The sequence below is a fragment of the Lapidilactobacillus mulanensis genome (assembly GCF_003946215.1).
Classification (GTDB): domain Bacteria; phylum Bacillota; class Bacilli; order Lactobacillales; family Lactobacillaceae; genus Lapidilactobacillus; species Lapidilactobacillus mulanensis.
Map to the genome: position 1 here is coordinate 1 of NZ_RHOW01000015.1, position 13,143 is coordinate 13,143.

The following is a 13,143-nucleotide window of genomic DNA, read 5'->3' on the forward strand; positions in this document are numbered from 1 at the left end:
TCAGAACACGATCCTTCCTATAATGGCATTATACTAAATCGTGTCCATAGATTCATACTACATCCATCCAACAATATCGACTGTCGCCGCAAGTGTTAATGATAGTAGTGATCCTGTTTCAATATCATCAGCTCCGGTTGCTATTTATGTGACCTATGCTGCTGCATATTTGGGAACTACGTGGTCGTAATATTATGCCAGCATATTTAGTGATCACATTAAGCTTGATATCAAGTGGATTAGTATTAATTGGTGTATTTAGAAAATCAAAACACCAGCAGGCTTGGCTAATTTTCTCTGGACTTACGATCTTAATAACAAGTATGAGTATTTCTTTCCTGTTTACCCCACAAAATCGGTTCTTAGGTTATCTTGTTGGAATACTCGATATTGTCACTGTTTCAAGTCTTCTATTTTTTTGGAGAGATGATTTGTTTCATCGGAATAAACACAAATGATTATTGTCCAAGCGTTATGTTCAAGAGACTGACATCTACTGATGCAGTTCCTTTTTTCCAAATTGTGTCTAATGCCAGACAACTGTAAAATATTGATTGAAATATTTTACAGTTATTGAGATTTCATTTCAATCGTTGGACTATAAAGTCCACGCAACCTGAAGTAACCGTTGCGTGGACTTTTTATTTTACAGCAGATATGTTAATTATTTGATTTTCATTACCAATCAATAATAAGTCGTTCAAGAAAAGCTGAAAGCTCAAATATTTATTCGGCTGAAATACATCACCTAGGAGTTAAGCGCATGTTTTTTAGTCTAGGCTAAAGAGAAGGCATCTTTGATCACGCTGAACTAATTCTAAAAAACGACTGAGCTGTTCACCACAGTTTCCATCCCAAAAAATAACAAGCTGCAGTATTTTCCAAAGCTAAATATGCTAAAATATTAACCAAGGAGCGATGTGCAAATGGTCATGAAATTTATTGTAGGTAAACAGCAAGATGATGTCTCTGCGCAGCTTTTTAAGCAGATCAGTGATGATTACACTGCCCAACTAAATCAGCAGTTTATTTGTTTAGTCCCGAATCATATTAAATTTAACAGCGAAGTCCAAATTTTGACTAAGCTGGCTGATTATCATCCAGAGTTAGCTACCAAGGGGATCATCGCAAGCAGTCGCTTGCAGATCCTATCGTTTTCGCGCTTGCTATGGTATTTTCTCCGTGACGATCCACACTACCAACAACCCCAATTGTCTGACGCAGCGCAGGCCATGTTTTTGAGTGATCTCTTGCAACGACATCGCCAAGATTTGCCACTTTTTTATGGTGAGAGTCGCCGCATCGGTTTCTTAGAGCAACTGGGCGCGCAATTGACCGAGTTAATGCAAGGCAACTTCACCGTCGCGGACCTTAAGGAACTCGTCGATCAATTAGCCACGACTCAACAAGTGGTTGGCTCAACGGTAGACAAGCTGACTGAATTATCGTTTATTTTTGAAAAATATCAAGCCGAAATTGCCGACAAGTTCACGAGTAACGAAGAGTTGATGGCTTATTTATTAGCGCAGGTCGATCAACGCGACTTTTCCGGATTCCACATTTATTTATTAGGCTTTCCTGAATTTAACCAACAACAATTAGCCTTGATTCAAAAATTCAACCAGCAGGGCGCAACGATTTATTTAACATTATACTTAGATCCTCAATTACGTGAGCAACCAACTTCAGAAACCTATTATTTCACCAATTCATTGAGAACTTTGCGCCAACTTGGCTATGATTCGCTTCAACAAATTCCGCAAGAGAATTGGCTGCCTGTGACGGCCAAACGGACGAGTATTGCCTTACAACAGGTGGAGAATTATTGGATCGATTCCACCAATGGCAATCTGATCACGGCAGAAATAGTCCCGGAAATCAAACAGGATGTTCAAATTTGGGAGGCGGATTCTCTAACCAGTGAGGTGCGCGCGGTTGCTAATTACATTCGTCAATTAGTTGCCTTACAAGATTATCGCTATCGTGATTTTTTGGTGCTGGCCAATAACGTGCCCAATTATGCCGCCACCATTTCCGCTTTATTCACCCAAAATGAGATCCCGTATTTTAGTGACCAACAAATGCCAATGGCTAACCATCCGTTTGTTTTATTTGTCAAATCTTTATTAGCTATCACCCAGAATCCATTACGACTCGAAGATCTGCTGATTTTATTGCGAACGGAATTATTGCTGCCGGAAGAAACGAACTTAACCGAATTCCGGCAAGAACTCGATTGGTTGGAAAATTACGCGATTGCGTTCGGCATCCGCGGTAAAACTTGGCTGAAGGAACGCGCATGGACAGTTCAAGGACCCTATTCGCATCAAGACCCTGAATCTTTGCCAGAATTAACCGCCGAGCAAACTAAAAAAATGGCCGCCATTGAAGGCCTACATCAATTTATCATCGCTATTTTTAAACCTTGGTTGAAACTGGTCGAAGACGTGGGTTCTGCTGGTGAATTTGCCGGTTATTTATATGAATTTTTGCGAAGCCATCGCGTAATTGACCGCTTAAAAGATTGGCAGAAAGTGGCGACTGACGAGGGTGACTTGTCTTTGGCACAAGAGCCTCAACAAACTTATCAGGCGTTTATTAATCTGCTCGACGATTACGTCACTATTTGGGGCGAGCAAGAATTCGACCTGACTGTCTTCAGCGACTTGCTGAACGCCGGTTTCAATAATACCGAGTTTTCGCAAATTCCCGCGACTTTGGATGCCGTGTTAGTTTCAAACGTTGGGATGATCCAAGACCAGGGTCATCAAATCACCATTCTGTTAGGCGCCACTCGCGAAAACATCCCCGGTCAAACCCAACAAGCAAGATTGATCGACGACCAAGAACGGCGCGTGATTAATCAATACTTGCTTGACCAACAGCGGCCTTTGCAACTAGGGGAGACCGCCAATCTACAAGCCACAGACCAGCCGTTAAAATACGGCGCGGTTTTTTTGAGCAGTCAACAACGCCTGATTTTTTCTTATCCGAAACATAGTGATGGTCACGCTGATAATAAATTGTCGCCATATGTGGAGCGTATTCAAACCTTTTTCCATTTAGTGCCAACAAAATATCATGATTTCCCGGAAGCGGAGAGTCGAATATTGGACTTTGCTGCCTCTAAACAGGGCGTGCTCGGGCCATTACTGTTGTTGGCGCAACATCAGAAGAGTTTGCGTGAATCTTTACCACAATCTTGGCAATGGGTGGCTCAAGACTTAGCTGCCGATCCAGAACACGGCGAATTTTATCAAGGCATCCTGGCCAGTCTCGATTATCAAAATATACCCGCGCAATTAACGTCGGCACATGTGGACACCTTATATGGTCAGCATTTGTTTAGTTCGGTTTCTCAACTCGAAAATTTCTACATGAATCCTTATGATTATTTCTTGAAATTTGGGCTCAAGTTGCATACTCGCGATCAATATACCGTCGACAGTGCAAACACGGGGACATTTTTCCATGATTATCTGGATCACTTCGTTAAAATACTGGCGGCCGAAAATTTGACCCCGGCGGAATTGACGCCAGAAAAGCTAACTGAGATCAATCAACGAATCACAGCGGAATTATTTGCACAAAATACGTATCAAATCCTGACTGGTCCTGGCCAGATGCATTATTATCGGCGCCAGCTTGGTAAGACCAGTGCGTTTATGACTTCGGTATTGACGGAACAGGCGGCACACACTATCTTGAAGCCATATCGAACTGAGGTTCAATTTGGCTTGATCGATGGTAAAACCGGCATTCCCGGATTGGAGTTTGAGCTGGACGACCAGAAGAAACTCTCTGTTCGTGGGAAAATCGATCGCATCGACATCGGTGAATTAAATCAAACACCTGTTTATCAAATTATTGATTATAAATCTGGTGATAAGAAGTTTGACTTTACGAGGGCTTATTATGGCCTCTCGCTGCAGTTACTGACTTACCTACAAACGGTCGCGGATAATCGTCATCAGCTCACACTGGATAATGCAGAGCCAATTGGGGCATTCTATTTGCACATTGCCGATAAACCGTTAACCTATACTGCCGATATAGATGTTGTTAACGAAATTGTGAAGGAACATCGTTATAAGGGTTTATTGATCGATCAAGCTTTCCCTGAGTATCTAGCAAGCATTGATCCGCAAGCAATTGAACAAAATTCGTTGCTTTATCCGATTGCCTACACTAAAAAAAGTGGCTTCAAACTCACCAAGGAAACGCAAGGCGTCACCGAACCAGAATTAGAACTCTTATTAGCGCGGAATCGGCAATTATTAGTGGCGGCGGCCGAAGAAATTTTTTCTGGAAAGTTGCGGATCGCGCCTTACAAGTTGAGCGATCAAGAAACCGGTCTGAAATATACCGATTATAAATCGATCATGATGTTTGATGCCATGTTGCCAGAAAATCAGTATCGTTTATTGCCAAGTCTGGACAAGAAAACAATTATTGAGACTTTAACTCAAAAGGACGGTGAACCAGCAGATGACTAATTTTACGGCACAACAGCAAGCGGCCATTGATCATCACGGCCATGATATTCTAGTTTCAGCATCTGCTGGATCTGGCAAAACAACCGTCTTAGTTGAACGAATCATCAAAGAAGTGTTGCAAGGTGTCGATCTCGATTCATTATTAGTCGTGACCTTTACGGATGCCGCCGCGGCCGAAATGCGCGATCGAGTCCGCGTGTCACTGAATGAAGAAGTCAGTCAGGCGACCGACCGTGAAACGATGCAGCAACTGAGACAACAATTAAATTTATTAGCCACAGCCCAAATCAGTACCTTGCACGCATTCTGTTTGAAAGTGATCCAGAAGTTTTATTATTTACTAGATTTAGATCCGAATTTTCGCTTGTTGACAGATAATACCGAGCGCGAATTGTTGAAGGAACAAACTTGGGCCAATTTACGTGATCGTCATTATGATCAACAAGACGAAGACTTTTTTGCTTTGGCAGAACAATTCGGTAGCGACCGTTCTGATCAAGGATTGCAAGATGCCGTGTTTCAGTTATACGCGTTTGCCATCACCAGACCCAATACCAACGATTGGCTAGACGAAATCATGGCTTCTTATCAGATCACGACGGATCTAGCTTCGAGTCCATATTTCCAACAACAGATTCGTCCCGCAATTTTTGAGCAGCTGACACAGTTACGTCGTGACTTCCAGCAACTACTCGATATGCTACCGCAAATCACCGATGCGAAAAATCGGTTGGCCGATTTGTTTACGCAAGATTTGGAATGTATGGATAGTCTGATTCAATCAGACCAACTCACTTTCAGCCAAATTGATGCCGCCTTAAAACAAATCGAATTTCCAGCGCGATTCGTAGCAAAAGGGAAAAGTTATGTCGATGAATTAGAAGCGCGCCAGGATTTCAAACAGCAGTTAGATCTAACCAAGGCAACTTATCAGGAGCTGTTAGACCAATATTTCTTTGCACCAGAAGACGTCTTAGTTGAGACGCAGAAACGTGCGGGCAAGATCATGGCAACGCTCGTGGCAGCAACTAAAGAATTCATGGCCAATTACGCTCAGGACAAACGTCGACTTAAATCTTTAGACTTTAACGATTTGGAACAGCTGACTTTTGCCTTATTGAATTTTGAGCAGGCTGATCGCAAACCCGTTCAAACTTATTATCGTCAATTCTTCCACGAAGTTTTGGTTGATGAGTACCAAGATATTAACCCGTTGCAAGAAGCGATTCTGCGTGCGGTGGCACAAGTAGAACCAGGAAATATGTTTATGGTCGGGGATGTCAAACAATCGATTTATGGTTTCCGCCAAGCCGATCCCAGCAAATTTTTAGAAAAGTATCAGCAATTCAAAGCCGACGATAATCCCGGCGAACGAATCGTCTTGGCCGAAAATTTCCGCTCAACGGCCAATATTAACGAGAGCACTAACTTTCTATTTAAACAATTCATGAATCATGACTTAGCCGAATTGGATTACGATCAGGATGCGCAACTCGTCACCGGTGCGCAAGATTATCCGACTGACTTGGAAACGACCACGGAAATCTTGTTGTATGAAAGTAAACCGACAGCCACCGACGCACCGATCAACCAGGCTGATCAAGTCAAAACTGCGGAAATCGGTAAGGCTGAGGCACGGATCAAAATTCTGGTAAACCGAATCAAGCAGCTATTCCAAGAATCTTATCAGGTTTATGATCGTCATGAAGCAACTCCGAAAAAAATCAGCTATCGAGACATTGCGATTCTGGTGCCCACACGTGGCGACAATTTTGCCGTGATCAGTGAGATGCAGCAACAACATGTGCCAATTTACGTTAAGGATGCCAACGATTATTTTCAAACCACAGAGATTCAGGTGATGCTTGCTTTATTGGAGCTCATTAATAATCCGGAACAAGATATTCCGTTAGTTACCGTTTTACGTTCGCCGATCGGCCACTTCGATGAAAATGACCTCGCAGAAATTCGTGGGGTTAATAAAACAGTTAATTTTTACGCAGCATTACAGCTTTCAGCACGATCAGAAAATAAAGTTTTACAACTCCACGTTCAAGATTTCTTAGCGTTGCTAGAACATTTGCGCAATTTTGCCGTTCAACACAGTATTGCCGAGCTAGTTTGGGAAATTTATCAACAGACTGGTTATTTGGATTATGTTGGTGGCATGCCTGGTGGTTTACAGCGCTCATTAAATCTGCACGCGTTATACCAACGTGCTTTCAGTTATGAGCAGACTAGTTTTAAAGGCCTGTATCAATTCATTAGTTTCATTAAGGAAATGCAAGATCATGACCAAGATTTGGCACAAGCGCAAGTTGGTTCTGGTGGCGAGGATGCCGTTCAATTAATGACGATCCACGGCAGCAAAGGCCTGGAATTTCCGATTGTTTTCGTCTTAAACCTCGATCATCATTTCAATCTAGATTCGGTGCGCAAGGATAAAATCGTCCTCGACGGCAAATTTGGTGCTGGCATCAAATATATTGATTTCGATAAACGTCTGAAATATCCCACACTGATTGATAATTTCATCCGTCGTCAGCGTCAACAAGCCACGATTGCCGAAGAAATGAGGCTTCTATATGTTGCCTTGACTCGTGCCAAGCAGAAATTAATTCTGGTGGGGCAAGTTGAAAATTGGCCCAAAATGGTGGCTAATTATCAATTGATCGATGAGCATCGTTCGGTTTTATTGCCCACAAATCTACGACAACCTAGCCAAATTCAAGATTTTCTACAGCTGATCATGCCAGCTTTGTTGCGCGCAAGCACGCTAAAAATTGCGGGAACGGCTGACAACGAATCACCAAGCACGCCGCTTAAAACTGAGGCCAGCTTTAACATCAAGCTGTATCATCAAGCCGACTTGCTCACAACCGAGAATGACACACCCGTGATTCAGGAAAATAGTGCACCGTTAACACCGTTAGATGAAAAATTAAAATCGACGATCCAACAATTGCTTAATTTCCAATATCCATATCAGACGGCCACGAAAACGACGGCTTATCAGTCGGTATCGGAAATCAAACAGGCTTTCGCCGATCCAGATCAGTTCCAGCTGAGCTTTTTGCCATTGACCGTTGCTGGAAGATCCACCGATGAAAATCCGCAACCACAAAGCCTGCAATCAGATAAAAGCCGTATCTTTGCGGATGATTTTCCTAAACCCACCTTTTTAACCGAGCAACAGCAGATAACCGGTGCGCAAGTGGGGACGGCAACGCATTTATTGTTGCAGCGGATCGATCTGCACCAATTCGTCGATCAAACTTATTTGACCAGTTTGATCAAGGGGCTGACTTTGCAGCAATTGATTTTGCCAGAAGTGGCTGCGAAAATCGATTTGAATTCTGTCATCAATTTTTTCCAATCGTCTTTAGGCCAAATGCTGCAAGATCCCCAAAATAAAATCTATCGCGAGGTTGCTTTTTCACTGCTAATCCCAGCGCAAGCCATCTTTGCCATGCCCGACGAACCGGAAATACAAAATCTATTAGTTCATGGTATTATGGACGGGTATGTTTTAAACGATGATGAATTGATTTTATTTGATTATAAAACCGATCATCTTGATCCTCGCAAAGAAACCGAGTCGCAATTACAACTTTTGATCGATAAATATCGCGGTCAACTCAACCTTTATGAAGAAGCGCTGAGTAATATGTTGCAACGACCTGTGACACATAAATATTTATATTTCCTAAGTGCAAATAGATTGGTAGAATTATAGGGGAGCCGGTGCTGGGGATCAAACCTTGGTGGGCCACAACATAAACGTGTTCGAGCTGACTGTCTGCGTAAGCTCTCACAACATAATCGTGTTCGCAAGCACTGTCTTTTCCGCTTAACTTGTAAAACATTTGAATCCAAAAGCAGGATTCAAGTGTTTTACAGGTTAATGCTCAAAGCCAACCCGTGCTTGCTCACAACTTGATATAAAAGGAGCGTTATCTTTGTCTGATCGGAGTTTTGCTGTTGTTGATTTAGAGACGACTGGTACTCAGCGGCATGCTGGGAACAAGATCATTCAGTTTGGTTGTGCCTTGATTGAAGACAATCAAATTATTGAACATATTTCGATCACGATCAATCCTGAACGGTCGGTGCCGCGTGAGGTGCTGGCTTTGACTGGAATTCGTGAGGCTAGCCTGAAAACGGCGCCGACGTTTGATGAAGTGGCACCAGCGCTGCATCAACTTTTGATCGACAAGATTTTCATTGCACATAACGTGAATTTTGATTTACCTTTTTTGAATGAAGCTTTTGAAAACGTGGGTTTAGAGGCCATCGATCCGATTGCGCTTGATACCGTTGAGTTGGCACAGATTATGTTGCCCCAGGCGGCTAGTTATCGTCTAAAAGATTTAAGCACTTTTTTAAATATTGTGCACAAGCATCCTCATCAGGCAGATAGTGATGCGATTGCAACAGCGAAGATTTTTCTATTATTGCTGAAACAAATCGAACAATTACCTCGTCCGGTTTTGCAACAAATGGTTCAACTAAGTCGTTATTTGAGCCGACAAACCGGCGAAGTCTTCGAACAAGCGCTCCGTCAAAAAGCGACTCAAGAATTACCGAGTTATTTACAGCAGGTCGGTGAATTTGTTTTACGCTGCAGCAGAAGTGATGACAGTTCAACAATCATCCATGCAAATGATCATTACCCAATCAGTGATGCGGACAAACGGCAACAATTCGGTCAAAAAATCAAACCGCGAGCCACTCAATTTGCCATGATGGATTTTATTCATCAATATCAGGATCAAGGCGAACCCAATAAACTCGTGATCGAGGCGCCAACTGGGGTCGGGAAATCTTTGGGCTATTTACTACCACTTTCCTACACGCTGACAGGTGCAAACCGGCGGCGTTTAGTGGTGACGACCTCCACAACGGTTTTACAAACCCAACTTTTTCGTCAAGCCGTTCCGTTATTGAATCATTTGCGCGATTTAAATTTCAAAGTTGCCTTACTCAAGAGCGCGAGTCACTATCTTGACTTTGATCGATTGGCTGCTTATTTGCGGCATGGCGCCAAAAATCGTGGGACTGCCATTAATGAAATGCGGATCATCATTTGGTTGACGCAAACGCAAACCGGCGATCTGGATGAATTGCAGATCACCAATTATGAAACGGAATTTTTCCAGAGCATCAATCATTTACCGACGTTAGTGCCAAGCAGTCGGTATTATCAAGTCGATTTCTGGCACAAAATTGTTTCAGATGCTGCCAATGCACAAATTGTGATCACGAATAATGCCTATCTCGCGCAGCACATCAAAGATTTCACCCCTGAGCAAAACGTTCTAGTGATCGATGAAGCTCAACACTTCGCCGAAGATCTGACTCATAGTTCCCATGGCTATTTTTCGGTCATGCGCCTGCACAATCGCTTGAATCAGATCATTGAACTCATTCGTTCGCTTCAAGATAATTACGATGCGGAACCGGCGCTCGAACGGATTCAACCTGATTTATTGTCATGTCAATTATTGTTAACCGAAACGATCAAACGGACGCATGATTTAAACGATCAAATTTTATTGTTGGCGCAACAGAATTTTATTCGCGAAACTGTTTATCTGCAAACCGAAGACTTTTTGCACCATCAAACTGGACTTTTGCGGGCTTTAAATCATGTGATCAGCAATTTAGATCGTTATTTAGACGCGGTTGAATCGCTAGAAGCGACGATCGGCCAGGAAGAATTACGCCCGAATTCATCTCAAAAAGTGATGGAATTGATTTTCCATAACAATAAGCTAGAGCAATTACAGACCCATTTATTGGAAGCTGTCGATCATTTACAAGACCGCGAATTTAAGCAGTATGGCTTTTATTTGGACTTAGATGATGATGGCATTAATTATGAGCTGAATTGGTTAGCAAAGTCACACGAAGCCCTTCGTCAAGCAATCGACAAACAATTTCCGTTACAGGTTTATACGGGGGCCTCTTTGGCAGTTGGTCGTGATTTCTCCTACTTCTTGAATCAACTGGACTTGAAGCCTGAACAAGTCCATAGTCTTCGCTTAAATTCACCATTTCTTTATCAAGAGAAGGCCGAATTATTGTTACCGCAAGAAACTTATTCGCCTAGTGAAAACGGTGCGGATTATGATAATTGGATCGTCAACACGATTTTGCCAGTCCTTAAGCAAACCGATCGGCAGACCTTGATCCTATTCAATTCGCTGGCCAGTATTAAAAACGTTTATGTTCGTTTGCAACAGGTTCTCGGCTTTAAACGTGAAGTGATGGCCCAGGGGATCACGGGTAGCAACGATAAAATTGCCAAACGTTTCCGCTTAGCCAAAGATGCGATCTTGTTAGGCTCACAAAGTTTCTGGGAAGGGATCGATTTTCCTGGTGAACAGTTATCGCTCTTGATCATCACCCGCATTCCGTTTGAATCGCCGAAGAATCCGACGACTCATTATCGGAGTAGCTTGTTGAAGGCCCAAAATATTTCGCCATTTACGGCGGATACGCTGCCTAAAGCGATCCTCAAATTAAAACAAGGGTTCGGACGATTGATCCGGACGGAAACCGATCGGGGAATTGTGTTAATGTTAGACGAGCGCGTGATCAACAGTTCCTACGCGGCGCAAGTTCAACAGGCTTTTCCGGAAAAGTTACCGAAATTGATTCTGCCCAATCAACAATTGGGGCATCACATTCAAGATTTTTTCGCTGATTAAAAAAATTTACTGGAAAACTTTCAACCTACGATTCTTTTGCTATAATAAAAGACAAGATCAGTTAAAGGAGCACAATAAATGGCACGCAACCATAAACGCGGAATTATTGTTGGGATCATTGCTGCCATCTTATTATTGGTTGGCGTTTACTTGGTGGCCGCCATGCCGAAAATAAGTGTGCAGCAACAAAGTGAAAGAATTGCAACAAAGGCTGCCGATTTGACTGAAATTACTGACTTTATGACCTATAACCGCAAGCAAACTTATTACACGGTTGCAGGGCGTGATCAGAATGATCAGCTCAAATATGTGGTGATCAATGGCAAGAACGGTAAAATTAAGATTTACGCTGGTAAGAATGCCTTTACGAAATCTGAAGTGACTGCGGCGGTTAAGAAAAATTATCGCATTCAAAAGATTTATGGCATTAACTTAGGTCTGAATCAAGGACAACCGGTGTGGGAAATTTCGATGAAAAACACCAACGGTAAACTGAGCTATGTTTTACTCGATTTCCATAATGGCAAACAAATCAGCGCGATTGATAATTTATAGTGAGGGGCAAATTAAATGGTACAAAAAATTCGAATTATCGATGCGAAAGATCATGTCGATGAAGAAGTTAAAATCGGGGTTTGGTTAACCGATAAACGCTCAAGTGGGAAGATTTCCTTTTTACAACTCCGTGATGGGAGTGCCTTTTTCCAAGGGGTGGTCGTTAAAAGCGAAGTCTCAGAAGAAGTCTTTGAATTAGCCAAGGGATTACACCAGGAGAGTAGCTTTTATGTGACGGGCGTGATCCATCGTGATGACCGCTCACATTTCGGTTACGAAATCGAAGTGAGTGATCTCGAATTAGTCGGTGAAAGCGAAGGTTATCCGATCACACCGAAGGAACACGGCATCGATTTCTTACTCGATGAGCGTCATCTGTGGTTGCGTTCGAAACGGCCATTTGCAATCATGCAGGTCCGCAACGAAATGATCCGGGCAACTTATGAGTTCTTCAATCAAGAAGGCTTTATCAAGATCGATCCACCAATTTTGACCGGTTCTGCACCAGAAGGCACTACCGAATTATTCCACATCGAATATTTCGACAATGATGCTTATTTGAGTCAAAGTGGCCAACTTTATATGGAAGCGGGCGCCCAAGCTTTCGGTAAGGTCTTCTCATTCGGACCAACTTTCCGCGCCGAGAAATCTAAGACGCGTCGTCATTTGACTGAATTCTGGATGATCGAACCCGAAATGGCCTTCACAACTCAAGAAGAAAGTTTACAAGTCCAGGAACGTTATATTGCTTACTTAGTTCAAAGCGTCATCGACAATTGCGCCTATCCACTACAATTATTGGATCGCGACATCGAAACGTTGAAGAAATATACGAAATTACCTTACCCACGTATCAGCTACGATGAAGCCATTAAGATGTTGCAAGACAATGGATCTGATATTCAATGGGGCGCTGATTTCGGTGCACCAGATGAGACTTATATTTCTGATCAATTTGAACAGCCTGTCTTTGTGCTCAACTATCCGAAAGCAATCAAGCCATTTTACATGAAGCCACATCCAACGCGTGACGATGTTTACCTCTGTGCCGATTTATTAGCCCCAGAAGGCTACGGTGAGATTATCGGGGGTTCTGAACGCGAAACTGATTTCGACGCCTTGAGAGAAAGAATTCAGGCCGCTGGATTAGACGAGAAAGATTATGAATGGTATTTGGATCTGCGCCGTTATGGCAGCACGCCTCATTCTGGTTTTGGCCTTGGTTTAGAACGTGCCATTACTTGGATCTGTCAGTTAGATCATTTGCGTGAAGCCATTCCATTCCCACGGATGATCAACCGGATCTATCCATAGGCAAAAAGCTTCTGCTTGCTAAAATGTGTCTGAGTCACGGTTTTAGTAAGGCTTACGAAATGACT

5 protein-coding genes are annotated in these 13,143 nt (G+C 42.8%); all 5 read left to right on the plus strand.

Going from position 1 to position 13,143, the window contains the following annotated elements:
* Positions 1–926 precede the first annotated feature (926 nt).
* The 5 genes from EKM67_RS05240 (at position 927) to asnS (ending at position 13,078) form a co-directional block, all read left to right on the plus strand.
* The gene (locus EKM67_RS05240) at positions 927–4,496 is read left to right on the plus strand and encodes a PD-(D/E)XK nuclease family protein (protein WP_125577973.1); all 3,570 of its coding nucleotides are present in this window, start codon (positions 927–929) and stop codon (positions 4,494–4,496) included.
* Entirely contained in the window at positions 4,489–8,232 is a 3,744-nt protein-coding gene (gene addA, locus EKM67_RS05245) for a helicase-exonuclease AddAB subunit AddA (RefSeq protein ID WP_125577975.1), read from the plus strand. Before EKM67_RS05240 ends, addA begins: the two co-directional genes overlap by 8 nt.
* 223 nt (positions 8,233–8,455) lie before the next feature.
* Positions 8,456–11,209, plus strand: coding sequence for a helicase C-terminal domain-containing protein (locus EKM67_RS05250; RefSeq protein WP_164506575.1), 2,754 nt, complete (start codon positions 8,456–8,458; stop codon positions 11,207–11,209).
* A gap of 78 nt (positions 11,210–11,287) precedes the next feature.
* Entirely contained in the window at positions 11,288–11,764 is a 477-nt protein-coding gene (locus EKM67_RS05255; protein ID WP_125577979.1) for a cell wall elongation regulator TseB-like domain-containing protein, read from the plus strand.
* A gap of 15 nt (positions 11,765–11,779) precedes the next feature.
* Entirely contained in the window at positions 11,780–13,078 is a 1,299-nt protein-coding gene (gene asnS, locus EKM67_RS05260; RefSeq protein ID WP_125577980.1) for an asparagine--tRNA ligase, read from the plus strand.
* The last annotated feature ends 65 nt before the right edge of the window (positions 13,079–13,143 follow it).

Bases quoted from the DNA above. Each gene is read 5' to 3' on its own strand.
- asnS (WP_125577980.1), top strand. From the start codon at position 11,780: ATGGTACAAAAAATTCGAATTATCGATGCGAAAGATCATGTCGATGAA.
- EKM67_RS05240 (WP_125577973.1), top strand. From the start codon at position 927: ATGGTCATGAAATTTATTGTAGGTAAACAGCAAGATGATGTCTCTGCG.
- addA (WP_125577975.1), top strand. From the start codon at position 4,489: ATGACTAATTTTACGGCACAACAGCAAGCGGCCATTGATCATCACGGC.
- EKM67_RS05255 (WP_125577979.1), top strand. From the start codon at position 11,288: ATGGCACGCAACCATAAACGCGGAATTATTGTTGGGATCATTGCTGCC.